This is a genomic window from Flavobacterium hibernum (assembly GCF_000832125.1).
In the GTDB taxonomy this organism is placed as follows: domain Bacteria; phylum Bacteroidota; class Bacteroidia; order Flavobacteriales; family Flavobacteriaceae; genus Flavobacterium; species Flavobacterium hibernum.
This window is the reverse complement of the sequence record NZ_JPRK01000007.1, coordinates 295,213-318,929: the sequence shown is the minus strand read 5'-3', so window position 1 is coordinate 318,929 and position 23,717 is coordinate 295,213. Positions and strand designations below refer to the sequence as shown.

The following is a 23,717-nucleotide window of genomic DNA, read 5'->3' as shown; positions in this document are numbered from 1 at the left end:
CTTTTTTGTAAGATACATTTTACATGTGGTCGATAATCTTTTTCAAAGTTTTAAACTTTGAAAAAGATAAAAACGCAAAAATAGTACGGATTTATTTTTTCCAAGAATCAAGTATTTCTTTATTATCTAATATCGTTTTTTTATTTTTTCTATAAACTGTGATGATTGTTTCTCCTTTTTTCTTTACAATTGAATCTCCAATTTTAATTTTCGCCCAAAATTGACCAAAGGGCGAAAATTTAGTTTCATCGCTTAAATATATCATTGCAGCATTATGATTAAATTTTTCAAATCCTTTATCAACTACAATTCCTTGAAAACTTTGTTCTTGAATATTCTTCAATGCTTTCTCATATCTACTCCTACTTGTATCCATGATAAATGACTTCACAAAAAGAAAAACGGCGAAAATAATTATTCCAATATTCAGAATTATTTTCCATTGCCCATTTGTTACTTCAAAACCTTTACTTTTCATAGATTTCAAAAATATTTTTCACTAATGTCTGATTTGAACAATTTCTCATTTTAGTACATGAAAGTAAATATTTTTTTTATCAATAATTAATATTCCATTTTCTTTATTTGATGGAATATAAAAAGTTAATAATTGTTTTTCATTATCAAGTTTTTGATTAAAATGAGGATAAAAATTAAAAGCAAATTTAAACTGAGGTTTCATTTTTCCATTCTCAATAACTCCAATAAATACATTCTTTTTATCAGAATATAAATGATACAATTTATATTCATTTACAAATGAAGTTGTAATACTTATGTCATCTATATTTAAAATTTCATCAACACCTTCATCATATTTACTTCCTACATTTTCATTAAAATTTAGCTTGCTTTTATGGAGTTTGGTTGGGTCAGATATTTTCAAAATATTTGAGGAAAACATACCATTATTTGTTACGTAATAATCTTTTTTAATTTTATTTACAACTATCGGACAACTCGAGTAAGTTTCAAAAACTTCTTTTGTCTTGTTATTTTCAAAAAAAATTGTTCCGCCCCACTCTCCTTTATAATCTGAATAAATACTATAAGTTTCATCCTTAAAGATGGGAAAATTTCTTGTTTTGATTTTATTTAAATCTGCAATATATTCTCCCAAAACAAAATTTTCTTTTTCAAACTGATTTTCTTTCACATATAAACTGTCATTTTCAACTATTAAATCATAGTGCGACATATTTTGAATTTCTTCAGGTACAAACGCATCTTCGATGAATTTACCTTTCTGATTAAAAACTATCATTTTAATAAATTGTTTAGTAGTGTTTTTTCTTGATGTTTCAAACATGCAATAAAAATTATTCCTAAACAAAACGACTTTAGTCAAATCTCCATTTTTAGTTTGCGTAAGAGTATCAATTTTTACATTAAACTCAGACAACTTCTCTTTCTTTAAATTGACCACATCAATATGCGAATTGGTCTTTTTACAAGAAATCAGAATTAAAACAATAAATATTATCAAAAAATATTTTTTCATATTTGAATATAACTGTTTAAATATTTGTGAATTAGTGATGAACAAAACCATCCTAGATGAGATTGCTTTGTTCCTCGGAAGGACACATGCAAAGTCATTGCTAGGAACGAAGTAACTACATTTGAAAAATTAATCATTATTGATATTTCAATAGCCGTTTTAATAAAATGTCTTGGCTTTAGCCAAATATACATAACAATTTAACTAAAGTCACATCTCTTAAAAACAAAATAATTATTGGTTAAAACCAGCATTTATTGATATAATTAATTCGTATAACTACAATATCTAAATTATCTTTTCTTTGTCTAAGATGCAAGGAAAAGAATGTCGTTTCAAACAAAGTTTACTGAACTCCGGTAAAGAAAAAAAGTGGTCTCTAACGTGTACTCGAGCAAAAAAAGAAATTTCCGGTATCGAAACTTTTTTATCATCGAGATAAACTACTTTTGGTATTACAAAGAATAATCTTATAAAGAATGAAAAAACAAATAATAATACTTTTATTATTCACCTTCTCCGTTTTCGCACAAGAAACAGATAGTTTGAAAACCGAAAAAATTGATATTGAAAGCGGAGCAATCACAAAAAAATATAATAGGGATGGTAAACTTGAAAGTTTCTCAGTCGACGTTTCCGCTGCTTATTATGGTAATTCAATATTTTTTACCAAAGAAAAAGACACGATCGTTATTAAGAATACTGTAGAAAACGACGCCGTAATAAAGATATATGTTAAGGATCAAAAAAAGGTTAGTGATTTTTTTTACAAAGGTGTCCTTATTTCCTCTGTAGAACTTTTCGATTTTAAAATGGGCAGTTTACCCTCAAATAGCTTGATCTACGGTAAAATATTAGACAACGAAAATTACAGTTATTCATCTAAAAATTATTCACCCAAACTCCCCGAAGGCGATTATGAAAAAAGCTATAAATTATATCTTTTCCTAAAAACTTCAGAAAACAATGTAACTATTGATTTGCTTTTTAATGAAATTGCAGATTTTTTCTCTCAGGAAGATGCGCTTCTAAGAATTTATTTAAGCAAGTATAGAGATAAAATACAATCTGAATCGGAAGAAAAGATAACTGCCTATTTAACAACTGACGAATTGGGTAAAATTAAAAGTGGTATTTTATGGGCCAAAAAATCTCCCAACATTGGTCAATATCAAATATACAGTGACGGAAAAATAATCAAATCTGGTGCCATCGATTTAACGGCTTTTCAAAAAGTCTTTACTTCTTATATTAATGGCAAAACTAATTTTTAATAAATTGAAGTTTTTATACAACTAACATTTTGGCTAAAGCCATATTCTTTAAAACAAAAAAACCGTTGGTTAGAACCAACGGCTTTATATAATGATTTGCAAAAATTCGTGAATTAGTGGCAAATAAAAAATCAATGTTCCCCATATCCAACCTCATCCATTTTACCACTAAAAACGCGGTACTGAACAATTAGATAAACAATCACCAGAAACAAAGCGATAAAAAACCAACTCATTCCGGCATTTAAACCATATTCTCCTGCAGCAGTATTGTAAATCGTTAAAGACGGATTTACATTATTAGTTGAAGGCAAAACATTCGGAAAAATCGAAACCGCTGTTGAGGCAAATCCACCAACTAAAAATAAGGTAGAAAATATAAATCCATGACCGTCTTTTTTAAAAGATCGCACTTTAAACAATCCCGCAATTCCAACAAAAGTCATTAGAGGAAAAAACCAAAGTATCGGATTTTCTATAAAATTATGAAACGGTTGAGGTTCAATAAAATGCCAAATTTGAAGCGATATAAAAACCAAAACCAGTAAAACAATATTCAATTTAAAAACCACATTTTTAAGTTGCGTATTTAAAGACGAATTGGTTTTAAAAATAATCCAATTTGCGCCATGAATCGTTAAGGCAACAACGCTTACAATTCCTAAGAAGAGTGTAAACCAATCTATAATTCCCAATTCATTTGCTTGCGGACTAAAAGTTGGATTCCATAAAGGCAAAAAGAAATAATGTGCTTCTTGGGTCGAAACCCCATTGGTTACCATTCCTAAATTAACGCCACGAACAATATTTCCCAAAGCAATCCCAAAGAAAAGTGCTAAGAGCAAACTTGCGATTCCAAAAGCTTTGTCCCAAATGGCTTCCCACATTGGGTGATGCACTTGTCCACGCATTTCTAAACCAATTGCACGGAAAATTAGAAGCCATAAAATCATGATTAAAGGCAAATAAAATCCGCTAAAAGAAGATGCATATAACGTTGGGAAAGCAAAAAACAAAACACCTCCGGCAGCAATAATCCAAACTTCGTTTGCATCCCAAAATGGACCAATTGCGCTCGTAATTGCTTTTTTATCTTTCTCGTTTTTAGCAAAAAATAAATGAATAATTCCTGCGCCAAAATCATAACCGTCTAATACAATATAAACGGCCAGAATTCCCATTAAAACAACGTACCAAAAAAATTCCATAATTATATTTTTTCTGAATTCAGTTCAACATGATGAGGTCCTTTATTGATGATTTTTCCAACCAAAAGCAAAAACAACATTCCCAATAAAAGATACAATCCAATAAATCCTAGTAAAGTAAATAGCGTATTTCCAGATGAAACCGTTGGCGATGCTCCTGCCGAAGTTCTCATTAAATTATAAACCAGCCAAGGTTGTCTTCCTAATTCGGCCGTGTACCAACCTGTTGTATTGGCGATGTACGGAAATGGCATCATGAACATTAATGACCACAAAATCCATTTGGTTTCGAATAATTTTTTTCTAAAAAGCTGAAAAACTGCAAAAGACATCAAACCTATAAATATGGTTCCAAGTCCTACCATAATATGATACGCATAATACAACCCTGAAATATTGGTTGGATGAACATCTTCTTCAAACTGATCTAATCCTTTTATTTCCTGATGCCAACTTCCGTAAGTTAAGAAACTCAATATATTAGGTACAGCAATTTTATTGTCCAATTTTTTGTCTTTTACATCGGGTTGTCCAATTAAAACAATTTCAGAACCTTTCTTTTCTGTATGAAAAATTCCTTCCATTGCTGCAAAAGTTACCGGTTGGTATTTAACCACATTTTTTGCCAATAAATCTCCGGTAGGAACTGCAACGATAACACACGAAATCAATCCGAAGATTACACCTGTTTTAACAAACAATCTCCCGAAAGAAATATTCTTTTTACTCAAAATATAAAAAGCACCAATTCCGGCTACAACAAATGAACTCGTCACTAACGACGCCGCTTGATTGTGTAAATAAGATGGCCATAACCACGGGTTCAGAAATAAAGCTTTGAAATTTGTAAGCACAAATTTTCCGTTTTCAAGAATTTCATATCCCACAGGATTTTGCATCCACGAATGTGTTGCTATAATTAAATATCCGCTGGCCCAAGAACCAATGCAAATCAATAATCCGGTTACAAAATGCCATTTATGTCCCAGGATTTTTTCTCCAAACAAAAATATTCCTAAAAAAGAGGATTCTAAGAAAAAGGAAAACATTCCTTCCATTGCCAAAGTCTGACCGATGATTCCGCCAGTTAACTCAGAGAATTTCGCCCAATTGGTTCCAAACTGAAACTCCATTGGGATTCCGGTTACAACACCCATTGCAAAATTCAAAGCAAAGATTTTCATCCAGAAATGAGTTGCGTGATTGTATTGGTCGTCTTTAGTTCGTAGATATTTCCACTTAAAGTAAACAATGATCAAAGAAAGACCCATTGTAAGTTGCGGAAAAAGATAATGAAAAGTAATTGTGAAGGCGAATTGCATTCGGTCATAAAAAAGCATTTCTTCCATAGTGGTATTTTATTTATGAAGTCCCACAAATTTACCCATTAAAACCCGAAATTCCTGCCTTTAAAAAAAGTTTATCATCTGATATTTGTTAAACTTTTCAACAATTCCTGATGTGTAAATAATACTTTTATGTGCGATATTTTTGTCATTTCGACCAGAGGGAGAAATCACACTTTCCCAAAGCCTCGGGACACATACAAAATTAACAATCTATGTTGATCAGCGCGTGCGATTTCTCGTTCCTCGAAATGACACAAGTATATCTTTATTCTTTCTTCAAAATTCCCTTTTCTACACTTTCATTAATCAAACCTTCGGCGTAGTTCCATAAAGTTGCTGAACCTTCTTTTATAACGCTCTTTTTTTCGTAAACCTTATTATATTTTACATCAAACTCTTTCCAGGTTCCGCCATTATTTGAGGTGTTTTGCAATAAAGGTTCCAATCTGTCCATCGATCTGGCAAATTTTGCTTCGTTGGTTTCACCGGCTTCAAATTCTTCCCAAATGGCAATAAAATCCTGAGCTTGTTTTTGTGGAAGTAAACCGAAGATTCGATTTGCCGCCAATCGTTCTTCATCAGTATTATCGTGATTCAGTTCTGAATCGTATAAAAAAATATCTCCGGCATCGATTTCGACAATATCATGTATCAAAACCATTTTCACCACTTTTAAAACATCAATTGGTTCATTTGAATGGTCGGCCAAAACAATCGCCATTAAAGCCAAATGCCAGCTGTGTTCTGCATCGTTTTCATTTCGTTCACTATTAAACAATTTCGTTTTTCGCTGAATGTATTTAACCTTATCAATTTCTTTAATAAAAGCAATCTGATTCAATAAATCTTCTGTGTTCATTTCTATAGCAGTTTAAATATTTTTTAAAATGACATTCGTCATATGCAAAATTATAAGTAAAAGCTTAATTGCTTCACTTTAAATCAAACCAAATGTCTAAAACTATATTTTTTTACACAAAAACCTAATTTCTGTAACATTAGTCACCTATTTTAAAAGAAAACAAAGTTATCTTTGTAACCCATCATTTTTCAATTCATATCATGAAAATAGAACAAATTTACACCGGATGCCTAGCGCAAGGTGCATACTATATAACTTCAAACGGCGAAGCCGCAATTATTGACCCTCTTAGAGAAATTCAGCCTTATTTGGATCGTTTAGAACGCGATCAGGTAAAATTGAAATATATTTTTGAAACGCATTTTCATGCTGATTTCGTTTCGGGTCATATCGATTTAAGTAAAGAAACTGGAGCTCCAATTGTGTACGGACCAAATGCGGCTTGCGAGTTTGATTGCATTTCTGCTAAAGACGGACAAGAATTTAAAGTTGGAAACATCACAATTAAAGCGTTGCATACTCCTGGTCATACTATGGAAAGTACAACGTATTTATTGATTGACGAAAACGGAAAAGATCACGCTATTTTCTCTGGAGACACTTTATTTATTGGCGATGTTGGTCGTCCGGATTTAGCTCAAAAAGCAGCTGGAATGACACAAGATCAATTGGCAGGAATTTTATTTCACTCGTTAAGAGATAAAATTATGACTTTGGCCGATGAGGTAATTGTTTATCCGGCACATGGTGCAGGAAGCGCTTGCGGAAAAAACATGAGCAAAGAAACGGTTTCGACTATTGGAAATCAAAAAGCGACAAATTATGCTTTGCGCGCTAACATGACGGAAGCTGAATTTATTGAAGAAGTTACTGATGGTTTATTACCTCCGCCAGCTTATTTCAGTATGAATGTTGCTATGAATAAAGGTGGATACGAGAGTTTTGAAACTGTATTGCATAACGGAATGAAAGCCATTAAAGCAGAAGATTTTGAGGCTGTAGTTGAAGAAACTGGAGCTTTGATTCTGGATACTCGAAAAAATGTAGATTTTTATAAAGGATTTATTCCGCAATCTATTAATATTGGTATTAACGGAGATTTTGCACCGTGGGTTGGAACTTTGATTGCCGATGTAAAGCAACCTATTATATTAGTTACAGAAGCTGGTCTTGAAGAAGAAACTGTAACTCGTTTAAGCCGTGTAGGTTTTGACTCTATTGTTGGACATCTTGAAGGTGGTTTTGAAGCTTGGCAAAAAGCAGGTTTTGAAGTCGATACGGTAAACCGAATTTCGGCTGAACAATTTGCGAATCAACTTAATATTAAAGAAGATAAAGTAATCGATATTCGTAAAGAAACTGAATATAGTGCTGAACATATTGAGGAAGCTTACAATAAACCATTGGCATTTATTAATGACTGGGTAAAAGACATTAATCCAAATGAGCATTTTTATTTGCACTGCGCAGCAGGATATAGAAGTATGATCGCATCTTCGATTTTGCAAGCTCGTGGTTTTAGAAACTTCACGGAAATTGAAGGTGGTTTTGGAGCAATTTCAAAAACTAACATTCCAAAATCAGATTTTGTTTGTCAGAGTAAAGTATTAAAATAATTTAAGGCACAGAGACGCAAAGGTTCAAAGGGACAAAGTTCTTCCTTTTCGAATCAAACCTTTGAACCTCTACTCCTTTGAACCTTTGAACCTAAAAAAATATGTTAGAAATTATAAAAGAACCTTGGCCTTGGTACGTTGCAGGTCCGCTCATTGGATTAACTGTTCCTATTTTATTGATTATTGGGAATAAATCTTTTGGAATTAGTTCTTCACTTCGTCATATTTGTGCGGCTTGTATTCCGGCAAATATTTCGTTTTTTAAATACGATTGGAAAAAAGAAAGCTGGAATTTATTTTTCGTTTTCGGAATTTTTCTTGGCGGAGTTATCTCTGCTTATTTCTTAGCCAATCCAAATCCGGTTGAAATTGCGCCAGAACTTTCTGCGCAATTAGCCACTTACGGCATTACAGATCATTCTGGATTAGTGCCAACACAACTTTTCTCTTGGGAAAGTTTATTAACGCTTCGTGGATTTATCATGATTGTGGTTGGTGGATTTTTAGTTGGTTTTGGTACACGTTACGCTGGCGGATGCACGAGTGGTCATGCGATTATGGGAATTTCAAATTTACAATGGCCTTCATTAGTCGCAACAATCTGTTTTATGATTGGCGGTTTTGTAATGTCGCTTTTGATTTTACCTTATATTCTTTCACTTTAAAATTTCAAAAATGAGTAATTTAGAAAATAAAAATACAGATACAGAAGGAATCAACGGAAGTCAAATTAAAGATTCGGGTTTCTCAAACTTAAAATATCTTGTTGTCGGGATCTTTTTTGGGATTGTATTCGTAAAAGCCGAAATCATAAGTTGGTTTCGCATTCAGGAAATGTTTCACCTGCAATCTTTCTTTATGTATGGCGTAATTGGAAGTGCAGTTGTAGTTGGACTAATATCTGTTCAATTGATTAAAAAGTTCAATATTAAAACGCTGCAAGGAGAAAAAATCGAAATTCAGCCAAAGACTTTCAACAAAGGACAAATCTATGGCGGATTAATGTTTGGTTTTGGATGGGCAATTACTGGAGCTTGTCCCGGACCACTTTTTGCACAAATTGGAACTGGAGTTACTGTAATTGTAGTGACTTTAGTAAGTGCTATTTTTGGAACTTGGGTTTATGGTTTGATTAAAGACAAACTGCCTCATTAATATTCTTAATGTTATTATACATATCAAACCCGACAGGTTTTAAAAACCTGTCGGGTTTCATAATTCTACCAAATAAACCAAAATGACCAAAATATTATCTCAACTTTTAATTTGTTTACTATTAATAAGTTGTTCGAATAGCAAAAAAACAAACTCTCAAATATCAAATAATACGTATCCCGTTAAACTTGATACCTTAGAGTTATTTGACAAATCAAGAAATCGTAAAGTTCCGATTGCCATTTTTTACCCAAAAACAGACTTCAAAATTAGTAATCAGCAGATAATAATTTTTAGTCATGGATACGGAGAGAATAAAGGTGGAGACAATATGATTTATTCTTATTTAACAGAAAATTTAGCTTCAAAAGGATATTTTGTTATTAGTATTCAGCACGAATTACCTACTGACGACCTTTTGGCAATGGAAGGAGATTTTAAAGTTACAAGAAAACCAAATTGGGAAAGAGGCACCGATAACATTCTTTATGTTTTAAATGAGTATAAAATTATAAAACCTGAATTAGATTTTAAGCATTTAACATTAATTGGTCATTCAAATGGTGGAGATATGACTGCCTTATTTGCTACAAAATATCCTAAATTGGTTTACAAAATAATAACGATGGACAATCGAAGAATGCCCCTTCCAAGATTTAACCAACCAAAAGTATATACGTTACGTTCTAAAAACTATTCTGCAGACGAAGGTGTATTACCAACTGAACAAGAACAAAAAAAATACGAAATGATAGTTCAATTGACCCCTATCAACCATAGTGATATGGATAATGACGCAACAATCGAAGAACGAAAAATAATAAATACGTACATTGAAAAGTATTTAAGGGAATAATAACTTTCGTAAATTATAAATTTAACCCGACAGATTTGCTGGATCTTAATTTATAGTTTCCCTAAAGGCAAGTTCATAAATTTTTCATTAATAGTTTAATACTAAAAAAAATGAGCAACGTAAAAGAAAATTTAATTTTAAGAAAAGCTGATGTTTCTGAAATATCTCAAATATGGAATATCCTACAAGATGCTATTGAGCAAAGACGTCTGGACGGAAGTTCGCAATGGCAAGACGGATATCCTAATGAAACTACTGTAGAAAACGATATAAAAAATGGCCATGCTTATGTGTTTACAGAAAATGAAATTATTCTGTGTTATGCCGCCATTATGTTCGACAAGGAACCTGCATATGAGGACATAGAAGGAAAATGGCTTACTAATGGCGATTATACAGTTGTTCATCGTGTAGCGGTTTCAAAATTAGCAAAAGGCAAAGGTATTGCTACAAAACTTTTTAAAAGCATAGAAGATTTGGCTCTTGCAAACAATATCCAAAGTATAAAAGTTGACACCAATTTTGACAATGTTCCAATGCTTAAAATTTTAGACAGATTAAATTATAACTATTGTGGCGAAGTTTTTTTTAGAGGTGCTGCAAGAAAAGCATTTGAAAAAAAACTAGCTTAATAGAATAGAACTTCTAAATTTATTTGATAAAATATCCAAACCCGACAGGTTTTATCCCGAGACTTCGGGACTGTCGGGTTTTGTCGTTTTGTATGTTTACGTGCGAGATAGAAGTTATCTGCCGAGGCGGAGCGGATAACCCGACAGTATTTTAGATTTTAGTCCGATCACGAAACTTCAGGACGGAATAGGTTTCTGCTAATTTTTATACCCAGAATTTAAGTACTACATTATCAATCTATTTTGTAACTTAACAGTTCTAAAACTATATTATTAGTGACCGTATATAACGCCAAAAGAAAACAAAGTACTACAATATGAAACGTTCAGAACAGTTATCAAGATTAAAAAACACTGAAAAGTGGGATGTAATTATAATTGGTGGTGGCGCAAGCGGTCTTGGAACTGCTCTTGATGCCGCAAGCAGAGACTATAAAACGATCTTGCTTGAAGCTGTAGATTTTGCAAAAGGAACCTCGAGCAGAAGTACCAAATTAGTTCATGGCGGAGTTCGATATTTAGAGCAAGGTGATATTCACTTAGTTAGAGAGGCCTTAAAAGAGCGAGGCTTGATGGCGAAAAACGCAGGGCATTTGGTCAAAAATCAATCTTTTGTAATCCCCAATTACAACTGGTGGGGCGGTTACTTTTATACTATCGGGTTAACCATTTATGATTTACTGGCGGGACGTTTAAGTTTAGGAGCCTCAAAATATATTTCGAAGAAAAAAACAATTGAAATGCTTCCTACCGTCGAAGAAAAAGGTTTGGTAAGTGGCGTTATTTATCATGACGGACAATTTGATGATTCGCGTATGGCAATAAACATTGCTCAAACAGCGGTAGAAAAAGGAGCTTGCCTTTTAAATTATTCTAAAGTTGTAGGCTTATTAAAAGATGACAAAAACCAAATCATTGGTGTTGAGGCAATAGATCATGAAACAGGTCACCAGTATGATATTAAAGGTGCCGCAATTATTAATGCAACTGGAGTTTTTACAAATGCCATTATGAAACTAAACGACACGGTTTACAAGAAATACATTGTACCTAGTCAGGGAATTCATCTAGTATTTGATAAATCTTTTTTGCCAAGTAATCAAGCCTTGATGATTCCTAAAACTAGTGATGGACGAGTTTTATTTGCGGTGCCTTGGCATAATCGAATTGTAGTAGGAACAACAGATACTTTAATTAGAAAACACAGTCTTGAACCTATTGCGCTCGAAAGTGAAATCGAATTTGTTCTGGAAACTGCTCAACGCTTCTTGGCAAAAAAACCAACAAGAGCTGACGTTCTTTCTGTTTTTGCAGGTTTACGCCCTTTGGCAGCCCCCGAAGAAGAAGGGAAAAGTACCAAGGAAGTTTCGAGAAGTCATAAAATTATAGTTTCGGAAACTGGCTTAATAACAATCACTGGAGGAAAGTGGACGACTTACAGAAAAATTGCCGAAGATATTATCGACAAAGCTATCAAAGTAGGCAAATTACCCCAAAAAGTCTGTAATACAGAACATCTTCCTATTCATGGAAACCAAACTACTACAGATTTAGACAGAATGAATCATTTGTATATCTATGGTTCAGATATTCCAAAAATACTCGAGTTGCAACAAAATGAGCCTGAATTAAAAGAAAAACTCCACCCGGATCACGAATTTGTAATGGCAGAAGTAGCTTGGGCTATTCGATATGAAATGGCTAGAACTGTAGACGACGTTTTAGCAAGACGTGTTCGATTATTATTCTTAGATGCCAGAGCTGCAATTCAATCATCTGAAAAAGTAGCACGATTAATTGCAAAGGAACTGGGACATGACGAAACCTGGATACATAGAGAAATTACAAACTTCCACGGAATTGCAAGAGGTTTTCTTCTAAAAGAATTTCAATAGAATTTATTAACTTAAGTATATAAGTCATGCAAGATAAATTAATTCTGGCGCTTGATCAAGGAACCACTTCCTCGAGAGCTATAGTCTTTAATCATGGAGGAGAAATTGTAAGCATCTCGCAAAAAACTTTTAAGCAAATTTTTCCAAAACCGGGATGGGTCGAACATAACCCAAACGAAATTTGGTCTTCTCAAATAAGTGTAGCCGCAGAAGCAATTGCTAAAGTGGGAATCTCTGGTAGAGAAATAGCCGCAATTGGAATAACCAATCAGCGAGAAACTACTATTATTTGGGACAGAGAAACAAGTGAACCTATTTATAATGCTATTGTTTGGCAAGATCGTAGAACAGCAAAATATTGTGACAAACTAAAAGCTCAAGGATATGCCGAAATGATTCAGACAAAAACGGGATTAATTCTGGATGCCTATTTTTCTGGAACCAAAGTAAAATGGATTTTAGATAACGTGCCTGGAGCACGAAAAAAAGCAGAACAAGGAAAACTTTGTTTTGGAACGGTAGACACTTGGCTCATTTGGAAACTAACTAGAGGTAAATTATTCATGACCGATGTTTCTAATGCGAGCAGAACTTTATTATTTAATATCAATACTTTAGAATGGGATGACGAATTATTAGAACTTTTTGATATTCCAAGAGCCATGCTTCCTGAAGTAAAAGAAAGTTCGACCATTTATGGCGAAAGCTCTACTACCCTATTTTCAACAAAAATTCCAATTGCCGGCGTTGCAGGAGATCAGCAAGCGGCGCTGTTTGGTCAGTTATGCACAACTTCTGGAATGATAAAGAACACTTACGGAACAGGTTGTTTTGTGTTAATGAATACAGGTACAAAGCCAATTCGTTCAACCAATAATTTATTAACTACTATAGCCTGGAAAATTAATGGCAAAACGACCTATGCTTTAGAAGGCAGCGTTTTTGTTGGAGGTGCAGCGGTACAATGGTTAAGAGATGGTGCAAAAATGATTAACGCATCTGAAGAAATTGAGACTCTAGCAGCCAGTGTTCCTGATAATGGCGGAGTTTATTTTGTTCCTGCTCTAACTGGTTTAGGAGCTCCGCATTGGGATCAATATGCCAGAGGTGCCATTTTTGGAATAACAAGAGGAACTACCAATGCACATATCGCACGAGCAACTTTAGAAGGAATTGCTTATCAGGTTAATGATTTGCTAAAAGCTATGGAAGCAGATTTTGGAGGAAAAGGAAAAGAATTAAGGGTCGATGGCGGTGCTGCAACCAATAATTTACTAATGCAATTTCAGTCCGACATTTATGGAAAAACCGTTACAAGACCAAAAACACTCGAAACAACAGCTTTGGGCGCCGCATATTTAGCTGGACTTGCTGTAGGATACTGGTCAAGTTTAGACGATTTAAAAGAACAATGGTCTATAGATCGTGTATTTTCTCCAGATATGCCAAAACCAGAAGTAAACAAACTGGTAAAAAACTGGAATAAAGCCATTGGACGCGCATCAGACTGGATTGAAGAATAAAACAATTAATACATAGTTGAATATGACACCTTTTACAGCAGAAATTTTAGGCACTATGGTAATGATTTTATTAGGTAATGGCGTCGTTGCAAATGTCGTACTGAAAGATACAAAAGGAAACAACTCTGGATGGATTGTTATCACTACAGCCTGGGCGTTTGCTGTTTTTACAGGTGTACTTATTGCAGGACCAATTAGTGGAGCACACTTAAATCCAATTGTTACACTTGGTTTGGCTCTGATAGGAAAATTCAATTGGAACTTAGTTCCTACCTATATATTGGCTCAAATGATTGGAGCGATGTTAGGTGCTTTCCTTGTGTGGTTATCTCACAAAGACCATTTTGCCGCAACTGATGATGAAGGAGCAAAATTTGCTTGCTTCTCTACATCTCCAGCCATCAAAAATAATTTATCAAACCTAATCAGTGAGATAATTGCAACTTTTGTCTTGATCTTTTCTATTTTTTATATTGCTGGACCAAGCCTGCAAATAGCCGCTGATGCAAATGCAACAATAGGTTTAGGAACTATTGGTGCACTTCCTGTGGCAATAGTTGTATGGGTAATTGGTTTATCATTAGGAGGTACAACTGGTTACGCTATTAATCCTGCCAGAGATCTTGGACCAAGAATCATGCACGCAGTCCTTCCTATAAAAGGAAGCAGTAATTGGAGTTATGCCTGGATTCCCATTGTAGGCCCAGTAATTGGATCAAGTTTAGCAGCATTATTATATCTTATACTTAATTAACTCTTTTGATTTTAATGTAGAAATTATATGTCGATAAGTAAACTAACAACATAAGAAACGCGACAGTCCCGAGGCTTTGGAACTTTCGGGTTTACTGAATTAAAAAAACACAGTTAATCCCATCTTTAAAAAATCATTAAACTTTAGAAAATCCATTTTTCAAATAAAAATTATAGTATTTTTACTGTAACTCTACAGGGTTTGTATAACTAATAAAGACACGTTATTTCAATTAACAAAAATTTAACATGACATTTGTATATACAACAGTTAAAAGTGCATACATTTGTATATACAAATTATACACTTACGACTATGACAATTGAAGAGGTTATAAAAAGTACAGTTAAGCTGGATAATGCGAAAAAAGTTATTCTGAATATCATGTACACACAGAATGTGATTCAGGATCATTTCAACGAGTTAATAAAACCGTATGATTTATCCGGAGAACAATATAATGTACTACGTATATTAAGAGGACAAAAAGGAAATCCTGCTAATATGTGTGTCATACAAGAACGTATGCTTGCTAAAACAAGTAACACAACACGATTAGTAGACAAATTATTATTGAAGGATTTTGTTACACGAAATGTTTGTCCTAATAATAGACGAAAAATAGAGGTTCTAATTACTCAAAAAGGATTAGACGTGCTAAGAGAATTAGATCCGAAGATAGATGAGCACGAGCGCACATTTGCGGAGAATATAAGTACTGAAGAATTAGAATTATTAAATCAACTATTAGAAAAATACCGAACTCAACAAAATTAATATTATGAGCACATTATTAGAAAATTTAAATTGGAGATATGCAACTAAAAAATTTGATGCAACAAAAAAAATCTCTACTGAAGATTTAAACACTTTAAAAGAAGCTATTAGATTAAGCGCTTCTTCATACGGTTTACAACCATTTAAAGTTATAATCGTAGAAAACCCAGAAATTAGAGAGCAATTAAAAGCCGCAGCTTGGGGACAAACTCAAATTACTGACGCTTCGCACCTAATTATTTTTGCAAATGACTTAAATGCAGGACCAGAATCTGTAGATGCTTACATTAAAAACATTAGCGAAACAAGAGGTCTTCCAACTGAAGCTTTAGCTGGATTTAGCGATATGATGAAAGGTACAATTGCAAACTTATCTCAAGAAGCTAAAAATATCTGGACAGCAAAACAAACTTACATTGCTTTAGGAACTTTATTAAGTGCTGCTGCCGAATTAAAAATCGATGCAACTCCTATGGAAGGTTTTAGTCCGGCAAGTTTTAATGAAATCTTAGGTTTAGACAAATTAGGTTTAAATGCATCAGTTATCGCAACTGTAGGATACAGACATGATGAGGACGACGCTCAACATTACAAAAAAGTAAGAAAATCTCAAGAAGAATTATTTATCACTATATAATTATTATTAATCTAAAATCAATTTTAACAACATGAAAAATTTAAAAACAATTGCAATAGCATTATTCGTAGCAGTAGCTAGTATCTCAGTTAACGCACAATCTAAAAAAATCGACGTAAAAGCATCTACTATCAAATGGGTAGGTAAAAAAGTAACTGGAGAACACTCTGGAACTGTAAACTTTAAAGATGGAGCTGTAGTTTTCAAAGGAAAAAAATTAGTTGGTGGTTCTTTTACTGTTGATATGACTTCATTAACTGCAACTGATTTAACTGGAGAATACCAAGGAAAATTGAATGGTCACTTAAAAGCTGACGATTTCTTTGGAACTGACAAATTCCCAACTGCAAAATTAGTTTTCAAAAAAATTGGTGCTAAAGCAACTGACGTTTATACTGTAACTGCAGATTTAACTATCAAAGGAATTACTAAACCAGTAACTTTTGATATTACTATAGCTGGAAACACTGCAACTACTGCATTCAAAGTTGACAGAACTAAATACGATATCAAATACAACTCTGGTAACTTCTTCGAAAACTTAGGAGACAAAACTATCAATGACGATTTCGAATTAACTGTAGCTTTAAAATTCTAATATTTTAAGACTTACTGATTCTAATAAAATCATAAGAAAAACCCCAATAGTTTAAAACTATTGGGGTTTCTTTTTTTAATTATTTTCAAAAAGATAACATTCTTAATACTAAACTAACGCTTTCATAATGACTTTCAACGTTTTGATTAACATTCGGCTTCTAAATTTGGCCTAATTAAAAAAGCAAAAACTAGAAATCAAAATCAGTTATGAAAACAAAATTACGTATTACACTTATTTGTCTTCTTAGTGCCGTTTTATCAAATGCACAACAACAACCAAAAGGAATTATTGGCAACACAAACTGGATGAACAATTGGACCAATTTTAATCCGGCTAAAATAGAATATAACGAAGCAACAAATATAATTGCAGGAACTATAGACAAGGATACTAAACTTTCTAAACGCAACACTTATCAATTAGTTGGAGTTGTTTATGTAACCAATAATGCAACTTTGACCATAGAACCTGGAACTGTTATTCGCGGCGACGATAAAACTTGTGGAACTCTTGTGATTACAAATGGTTCTAAAATTATAGCCGAAGGTTTAGAAACTGATCCTATCGTTTTTACTTCAAACAAAGAAGTTACGGAAAGAAGACCTGGCGACTGGGGCGGAATTATTATTCTTGGTAAAGCACCTATAAACACTATTGGCGGTATCCATATTTTGCCTTTTGACTTAGAACCAATGCTAAACCATTATGGAGGTCAGGATGCCGAAGATAATTCTGGAATTCTTAAATATGTTCGTATTGAATATTCTGGTCGAAAACTAAGCGCTGCAAAGGAACTTAACGGACTTTCTTTAGCAGGTGTTGGCAGAAAAACAATTTTTAGCAACATACAAATTAGCTATTCTAACGATGATTCTTTCGAGTGTTATGGTGGCGATTTAAACCTAAACAACCTTATTTCATATAGAACTACTGATGATGATTTTGACTTTACACAAGGTGCACAAATCAACATCAATAACAGTATTGCCATTCGTCATCCATTTTCATCAGATGTTTCGGGTTCCAGATGTTTTGAAGTAGATTCTTATGATAAAATTGGAAACACTGATATGTCTAAGAAATTAACTAAAATAAATGCGAACAACATTACTTTAGTCAATATGGAAGAAAATAATCAAGGACTTGTACGAGAATCTATCTACGTAAAAGAAAACACATTTTTTAATCTAACAAATAGTATCGTTTCAGGCTTTGCTCCTTTTGTATTACTAGAAGGAAATATTGGAAATGGAGATGTAAATTTATCTAAAATTTCATTCAAAAATCTAATCGTAAATAATTGTAACGGCGCAATTACAAGCGAAGCCGGAGGTGCAAATGCAACAATTCAGCAATTTTATAGCAATCCAGCTTTTGATATTAACTACACCACTTTCAAAAATAGTCAATTATTTACAACGCCCAATATCAAAGGAAATCCAGATTTTAGAATGAACGTAAACAACACGATAGCTATTGGAAATTAAGCTAATAAAGCCCTTTTATTTCGATAAAATTTAACAAATTTAAAGATTAAGAAAAGTTTTTTTTGAAATTTTATGTCTTTTAATCCAAATTACATTTATATATTTGCCATATCAAAATAAGAAAATGAAAACATTAATGAACAATACTTGGTGGTGGAACAATTTACGTCAAACGTCGTGAACTAAGCTTCCTATGGTATTTTCAAAACTATAAATATAAAAGGCTTGTCATCACGACAAGCCTTTTTTTTTGGTCGAAACTCAAGCGAAAAATTATTAAAAATAAAAAACAACATACTTTGAAACCTTTTATACTCAACACACACTACAAACAAATTCTGGCAGACACAATTACGCCAGTTAGTATTTATTTTAAAATAAGAGATAAATTCCCAAATAGTTTGTTACTTGAAAGTAGCGACTATCACGGAAATGATAATAGCTTCTCTTACGTTTGCTGTAACCCGATTGCAACAATCAAAATTGAAAACGAAATTATCTCTAAAACTTTTCCTGACGGAACAACTGAGCAAATTAAGATTGATGCTTCGACCAATATTCCCGAAGTAATTCAGGAATTTTCAAGCCAATTTAAATCAGAGAAAAACGATTTTAAATTCATCAATAATGGATTATTCGGATACATTTCTTACGATGCTGTTCGTTATTTCGAGAAAGTTTCTATTGCAAAAAAAGACAATGCGACTTCAATTCCAGATGTATTTTACGCAGTTTATCAAAACATAATCGCTATCAATCACTTTAAAAATGAAGCGTATATTTTCTGCCACAGCGTTGACGGAAGAAACAACATTTCGGAAATTGAACAATTATTACAATCTCGAAATATTGCTTCATACAAATTCACCAAAGAAGGCGAAGGATTTTCAAACTTAACAGATGATGAATTCAAGCACAATGTAGCTTTGGCAAAGAAGCATTGTTTTAGGGGAGACGTTTTTCAATTGGTATTATCACGTCGTTTTACACAAGGTTTTAAAGGCGACGAATTCAATGTTTATAGAGCTTTAAGAAGTATTAATCCATCTCCTTATTTATTCTTTTTTGATTATGGAGATTTCAAAATATTTGGGTCTTCACCCGAGGCACAAATTATCGTAAAAAATAGGAAAGCCGAAATTCATCCTATCGCAGGAACTTTTAAAAGAACCGGAAATGACGAACGTGATGCGCTTTTAGCCAAAGAACTTTCTGAAGATAAAAAAGAAAATAGCGAACACGTAATGTTAGTCGATTTGGCAAGAAATGATTTAAGTCGAAACGGTCACGATGTAAACGTAGAAAAATATAGAGAAGTTCAGTTTTTCTCGCATGTAATTCACTTGGTTTCTAAAGTTACTGGTCATTTACATGAAAAAGCAACAACGATGCAAGTTGTTGCAGATACTTTTCCGGCAGGAACTTTAAGTGGAGCACCAAAACACCGAGCAATGCAATTGATTGAAGATTACGAAAAAACAAATCGTAATTTTTACGGAGGAGCAATTGGCTTCATGGATTTTGAAGGAAATTTTAATCACGCCATTATGATTCGAACTTTCCTGAGCAAAAATCATCAATTACATTGTCAAGCCGGAGCCGGAATCGTTGCCAGTTCTGACGAAGAAAGCGAAATGCAGGAAGTTTATAACAAATTAAGAGCATTGAACACAGCACTGGAAATGGCGGAGAAAATATAGTATTCAGTTACAGTTTTCAGTCGCAGTCGCAGAACTTGAAACAAAAAACACAAAAAACCATAAATTATGAAAAAAGCAGTATCAATTTTTATTTTAATCATTACGCTAACTTCTTGTAATTCGGAGAAAAAAGAAAATCCAATTGAAGGAACCTGGCGACTTATATCAGCAGAAACGACAGAAAAAGATTCAACGTTCTCTACTTTCAATCCAAAAACAAAAATGATTAAAATTATAAATGATACTCATTTTGCTTTTTTCAATCATGATTTAAATAATGGAAAAGATTCAACAAATGCAGTATTCTTTGGCGGTGGCGGAAAATACACTTTAAAGGATAGTACATATACCGAGAATTTAGAGTTTTTCAACAACAGACAATGGGAAAACAACAAGTTTGAATTTACAGTAAAAATTAAAAACGATACCCTAATTCAAAAAGGAATCGAAAAAATAGAAAAATTAGGCGTTGATCGTGTTATCATCGAAAAATACGTTAGAGAAAAATAGAAAATTTAGTTGTCAGTCTCAGTATTCAGTCACAGTTTAAAAAACTTAGAATCTTAGTCACTAAGCAACTTAGAACCTCAAGAAAAAATGAAAAAAATATTAGTTATAGACAATTACGATAGTTTCACTTATAATTTAGTGCACTATTTAGAAGATTTAAATTGCGAAGTTACCGTATACAGAAACGACGAATTCGAAATTGACGAAATCGCTTCTTTCGATAAAATATTACTTTCTCCAGGACCTGGAATTCCAGATGAAGCAGGTTTATTAAAAGCAGTAATCGCAAAATATGCTCCAACAAAAAGTATTCTGGGAGTTTGTTTAGGACAACAAGCAATTGGAGAAGTTTTTGGAGGAACACTTTCGAACCTTGACAAAGTATACCACGGAGTTGCAACAAATGTAAAAAAGGTAGTTTCGGATGAAATTTTGTTCGACGGTTTAGAAAACGAGTTCGAAGTGGGACGTTACCATTCTTGGGTTGTTGACAGTAATTTACCTGATGTTCTTGAAGCCACGTCGATAGACGAAAATGGACAAATTATGTCACTAAGACACAAAACATTTGATGTAAGAGGCGTTCAGTTTCACCCGGAAAGTGTATTGACTCCAAACGGAAAAAGGATTTTAGAGAATTGGATAAATAGTTAGTTTACCGTATTCAGTCTCAGTTTACAGTTTCAGTTTACAGTCTTAGCAACTTAGAGTCTCAGCAACTCAGAACCTTAGAATAAAAAAAAATGAAAAATATATTAAATAAATTAATTAATCACGAAGTGCTTACAAAAGAAGAAGCCAAAAACGTATTGATTAATATTTCAAGTGGTCAATATAACCCAAGTCAGATTTCGGCATTTTTGACCGTATTTATGATGCGAAGCATTACGATCGATGAACTTTCGGGTTTTCGTGAAGCTTTATTAGAATTATGTATCCGTGTCGATTTATCGGCTTACAATACCATCGATTTATGCGGAACTGGTGGCGACGGAAAAGACACTTTTAACATCTCGACTCTGGCGTCATTTATAGCTGCCGGAGCAGGAATAAAAGTAGCTAAACACGGAAATTACGGTGTTTCATCTATTTCGGGATCGAGCAACGTAATGGAAAAAATGGGGATTAAATTTAGCAATGACCCATCATTTTTAGAGAAATGTATTGATAAAGCAGGAATTTGCGTTTTGCACGCTCCCCTATTCCACCCAGCAATGAAAAACGTTGGACCAATTCGTAAAGAATTAGCCGTAAAAACCTTCTTTAATATGTTGGGACCAATGGTAAATCCGTCGTTCCCACAGAATCAATTGGTTGGAGTTTTTAATCTTGAATTGGCGAGAATGTATGCTTATTTATATCAAAATACAGATATCAATTTCACTATTTTACATTCGCTTGACGGATATGACGAAATCTCCTTAACAGGACCAACCAAAACCATAACATCGCACATGGAAGGGATGTTGAAACCAGAAGATTTTGGAGTTCGTCTTTTATTACAAAGCGAAATCGAAGGCGGAAAAACCATCGAAGAATCGGCTGAAATGTTTACGAATATCATTTCAGGAAAAGGAACCGAAGCTCAGAATAATGTAGTTTGTGCAAACGCCGCAATGGCAATTGCAACCGTTACAAAATGTTCTCCGCTAGAAGGATTTGAACTAGCCAAAGAAAGCTTATTCTCCGGAAAAGGACATCAAGCTCTCAAAAAACTACAAGAATTATCTCTTTAAAATTAAAAACTTAGTACCTCAGTACCATAGAAACTTAGCACCTTAAAAATGAACATACTCGATAAAATAATATTTGACAAAAAAAGAGAAGTTGTTCTTAAAAAATCGATCATTCCAGTTTCGCAATTGGAAAGTTCAGTCTTTTTTGGAAGAGAAACAATTTCTTTAAGTCAGAAACTAAAAACAAGTTCAACGGGAATTATTGCCGAACACAAACGTCGTTCTCCTTCAAAATCAATAATCAATCAAAATTTTACAGTTGAAGAAGTTGCAAAAGGTTATGAAAGTGCCGGAGCTTGCGGAATCTCGGTTTTAACCGATGGAAAATATTTTGGAGGTTCTTTAGACGATTTACTTTTAGCCAGAGCAAGTGTAAATATTCCGCTTTTGCGAAAAGAATTTATTGTCGACGAATATCAAATTCTGGAAGCAAAAGCTTTTGGTGCCGATTTAATTCTATTAATCGCTGCGGTTTTAACTCGCGAAGAAATCAAATTATTATCTGAATTTGCTAAGAAATTAGGTTTAGAAGTTCTGCTAGAAGTTCACAATCAAGAAGAGCTTGAAAAATCAATCATGCCAACTTTAGATATGATTGGTGTGAACAACAGAAACTTAAAAACATTCGAAGTAAGTCTGGATTTCAGTAAACAACTAGCATCTCAAATTCCAGATGATTTTGTAAAAGTATCCGAAAGCGGTATTTCATCCATCGAAGCCATTCAGGAACTAAAACCTTATGGTTACAAAGGTTTCTTAATTGGAGAAAACTTCATGAAAACAGACAACGCAGGGCAAGCCGCAACGGAATTTATTAAAAATCTAAGTCTATAAAAAGTTTGCCGCGAATTACACTAATTTTCACTAATTAAATTCGTGCTAATTCGTGAAATTCGAGGCAAAACTAAACACAAAGCTTTGCGAACTTTTTCGCATTTTAAACATAAAAGAAAAAAACTTAGCGCGCTTTGCGGTAAAAAAACATAGATTAAAAAACACAACGAAATGAAACTCAAAATATGCGGCATGAAATATCCAGAAAACATACTCGAAGTAGGTGCACTCCTACCCGATTATATGGGATTTATTTTCTGGGAAAAATCCGCACGATATTTTAACGGAACAATTCCTGAATTGGTCAAAACAATCAAAAAAGTGGGCGTTTTTGTCAATCAAAGTCAGGAAGAAATTCTGGAAAAAGTAACAACATACAATTTACAAGCCGTTCAGTTACACGGAAATGAATCGGTTGAATTTTTATCAGAATTAAAAAAACAGCTACCAAAAAAAATCGAAATCATTAAAGTGTTTTCAGCCGATGAAAATTTTGATTTTGAAGTTATAAAACCATTCGAAATGGTTTCTGATTTCTTTCTGTTTGATACAAAAGGGAAATTACCCGGAGGAAATGGAACTACTTTTGACTGGACAATATTAAAAAAATACAAGTCCGATAAACCTTTCTTTTTGAGTGGCGGAATCGGAATTAACGAATTAAAAGCGATCGAAGAAATTTCAAAAACAAATCTTCCTATATATGCAGTCGATATAAATAGTAAATTTGAAATCGAACCGGGGCTAAAAAACAGAAATCTATTTAGCAATTTCAAACGAAAATTTGATGTTGCCAACTTTTAAAATTGG

Annotated in this window: 24 protein-coding genes; 19 read left to right on the top strand and 5 right to left on the bottom strand. The window is 33.3% G+C overall.

What is annotated here, in order from left to right; genetic code table 11:
* Positions 1–91: 91 nt before the first annotated feature.
* Entirely contained in the window at positions 92–478 is a 387-nt protein-coding gene (locus tag IW18_RS08695) for a hypothetical protein (RefSeq protein WP_041517201.1), read from the bottom strand.
* 45 nt (positions 479–523) lie between these two features.
* A complete protein-coding gene (locus IW18_RS08690) occupies positions 524–1,501 on the bottom strand; it encodes a hypothetical protein (protein ID WP_041517200.1) in 978 nt (325 codons plus the stop codon).
* A 479-nt stretch (positions 1,502–1,980) separates the two neighbouring features.
* Between IW18_RS08690 and IW18_RS08685 the strand changes: the two genes are divergently transcribed.
* Positions 1,981–2,775 carry a hypothetical protein gene (locus IW18_RS08685; protein ID WP_052480116.1) on the top strand — a complete coding sequence of 265 codons (795 nt, stop codon included), beginning with the start codon at positions 1,981–1,983 and terminating at the stop codon, positions 2,773–2,775.
* Between the two features lie 131 nt (positions 2,776–2,906).
* Here the strand turns inward: IW18_RS08685 and cydB are convergent, their stop codons facing one another.
* From cydB to IW18_RS08670, 3 genes are all read right to left on the bottom strand, one after another.
* Entirely contained in the window at positions 2,907–3,983 is a 1,077-nt protein-coding gene (gene cydB / locus IW18_RS08680) for a cytochrome d ubiquinol oxidase subunit II (protein WP_041517199.1), read from the bottom strand.
* Positions 3,984–3,985: 2 nt separating this feature from the next.
* Positions 3,986–5,332, bottom strand: a complete 1,347-nt coding sequence (locus IW18_RS08675) for a cytochrome ubiquinol oxidase subunit I (RefSeq protein ID WP_041517198.1) — start codon at positions 5,330–5,332, stop codon at positions 3,986–3,988.
* Between the two features lie 265 nt (positions 5,333–5,597).
* Positions 5,598–6,191, bottom strand: a complete 594-nt coding sequence (locus tag IW18_RS08670; RefSeq protein WP_041517197.1) for an HD domain-containing protein — start codon at positions 6,189–6,191, stop codon at positions 5,598–5,600.
* Between the two features lie 203 nt (positions 6,192–6,394).
* Here IW18_RS08670 and IW18_RS08665 point away from each other — a divergent pair, with 203 nt between their 5' ends.
* From IW18_RS08665 to IW18_RS08580, 18 genes are all read left to right on the top strand, one after another.
* Positions 6,395–7,810 (top strand): MBL fold metallo-hydrolase, encoded by a 1,416-nt coding sequence (locus tag IW18_RS08665; RefSeq protein ID WP_041517196.1) that lies wholly within the window; start codon positions 6,395–6,397, stop codon positions 7,808–7,810.
* Between the two features lie 101 nt (positions 7,811–7,911).
* Positions 7,912–8,475 (top strand): YeeE/YedE family protein, encoded by a 564-nt coding sequence (locus tag IW18_RS08660; RefSeq protein ID WP_041517195.1) that lies wholly within the window; start codon positions 7,912–7,914, stop codon positions 8,473–8,475.
* 10 nt (positions 8,476–8,485) lie between these two features.
* Positions 8,486–8,965: a DUF6691 family protein gene (locus tag IW18_RS08655; RefSeq protein WP_041517194.1), complete on the top strand. Its 480-nt coding sequence runs from the start codon at positions 8,486–8,488 to the stop codon at positions 8,963–8,965.
* Between the two features lie 82 nt (positions 8,966–9,047).
* Positions 9,048–9,821, top strand: a complete 774-nt coding sequence (locus tag IW18_RS08650; RefSeq protein ID WP_041517193.1) for an alpha/beta hydrolase family protein — start codon at positions 9,048–9,050, stop codon at positions 9,819–9,821.
* Between the two features lie 110 nt (positions 9,822–9,931).
* Positions 9,932–10,453, top strand: coding sequence for a GNAT family N-acetyltransferase (locus tag IW18_RS08645; RefSeq protein WP_041517192.1), 522 nt, complete (start codon positions 9,932–9,934; stop codon positions 10,451–10,453).
* Between the two features lie 317 nt (positions 10,454–10,770).
* Entirely contained in the window at positions 10,771–12,348 is a 1,578-nt protein-coding gene (locus tag IW18_RS08640; RefSeq protein WP_041517191.1) for a glycerol-3-phosphate dehydrogenase/oxidase, read from the top strand.
* 26 nt (positions 12,349–12,374) lie between these two features.
* Positions 12,375–13,871, top strand: a complete 1,497-nt coding sequence (glpK, locus tag IW18_RS08635) for a glycerol kinase GlpK (RefSeq protein WP_041517190.1) — start codon at positions 12,375–12,377, stop codon at positions 13,869–13,871.
* 22 nt (positions 13,872–13,893) lie between these two features.
* Positions 13,894–14,625, top strand: coding sequence for an MIP/aquaporin family protein (locus IW18_RS08630; RefSeq protein WP_041517189.1), 732 nt, complete (start codon positions 13,894–13,896; stop codon positions 14,623–14,625).
* Between the two features lie 315 nt (positions 14,626–14,940).
* Positions 14,941–15,402: a MarR family winged helix-turn-helix transcriptional regulator gene (locus IW18_RS08625; protein ID WP_041517188.1), complete on the top strand. Its 462-nt coding sequence runs from the start codon at positions 14,941–14,943 to the stop codon at positions 15,400–15,402.
* Positions 15,403–15,406: 4 nt separating this feature from the next.
* Positions 15,407–16,039: an NAD(P)H-dependent oxidoreductase gene (locus tag IW18_RS08620; RefSeq protein ID WP_041517187.1), complete on the top strand. Its 633-nt coding sequence runs from the start codon at positions 15,407–15,409 to the stop codon at positions 16,037–16,039.
* 31 nt (positions 16,040–16,070) lie between these two features.
* Positions 16,071–16,637 (top strand): YceI family protein, encoded by a 567-nt coding sequence (locus IW18_RS08615; protein ID WP_041517186.1) that lies wholly within the window; start codon positions 16,071–16,073, stop codon positions 16,635–16,637.
* 209 nt (positions 16,638–16,846) lie between these two features.
* Positions 16,847–18,127, top strand: coding sequence for a hypothetical protein (locus IW18_RS08610; protein ID WP_041517185.1), 1,281 nt, complete (start codon positions 16,847–16,849; stop codon positions 18,125–18,127).
* A 299-nt stretch (positions 18,128–18,426) separates the two neighbouring features.
* Positions 18,427–19,827: an anthranilate synthase component I family protein gene (locus IW18_RS08605; RefSeq protein WP_041517184.1), complete on the top strand. Its 1,401-nt coding sequence runs from the start codon at positions 18,427–18,429 to the stop codon at positions 19,825–19,827.
* A 66-nt stretch (positions 19,828–19,893) separates the two neighbouring features.
* A complete protein-coding gene (locus IW18_RS08600; RefSeq protein WP_041517183.1) occupies positions 19,894–20,337 on the top strand; it encodes a hypothetical protein in 444 nt (147 codons plus the stop codon).
* 87 nt (positions 20,338–20,424) lie between these two features.
* Positions 20,425–20,991, top strand: a complete 567-nt coding sequence (locus IW18_RS08595; RefSeq protein ID WP_041517182.1) for an anthranilate synthase component II — start codon at positions 20,425–20,427, stop codon at positions 20,989–20,991.
* Positions 20,992–21,080: 89 nt separating this feature from the next.
* Positions 21,081–22,073: an anthranilate phosphoribosyltransferase gene (trpD, locus tag IW18_RS08590; RefSeq protein ID WP_041517181.1), complete on the top strand. Its 993-nt coding sequence runs from the start codon at positions 21,081–21,083 to the stop codon at positions 22,071–22,073.
* A gap of 48 nt (positions 22,074–22,121) precedes the next feature.
* Positions 22,122–22,907: an indole-3-glycerol phosphate synthase TrpC gene (trpC, locus tag IW18_RS08585; RefSeq protein ID WP_041517180.1), complete on the top strand. Its 786-nt coding sequence runs from the start codon at positions 22,122–22,124 to the stop codon at positions 22,905–22,907.
* A 171-nt stretch (positions 22,908–23,078) separates the two neighbouring features.
* The gene (locus IW18_RS08580) at positions 23,079–23,711 is read left to right on the top strand and encodes a phosphoribosylanthranilate isomerase (RefSeq protein ID WP_041517179.1); all 633 of its coding nucleotides are present in this window, start codon (positions 23,079–23,081) and stop codon (positions 23,709–23,711) included.
* The last annotated feature ends 6 nt before the right edge of the window (positions 23,712–23,717 follow it).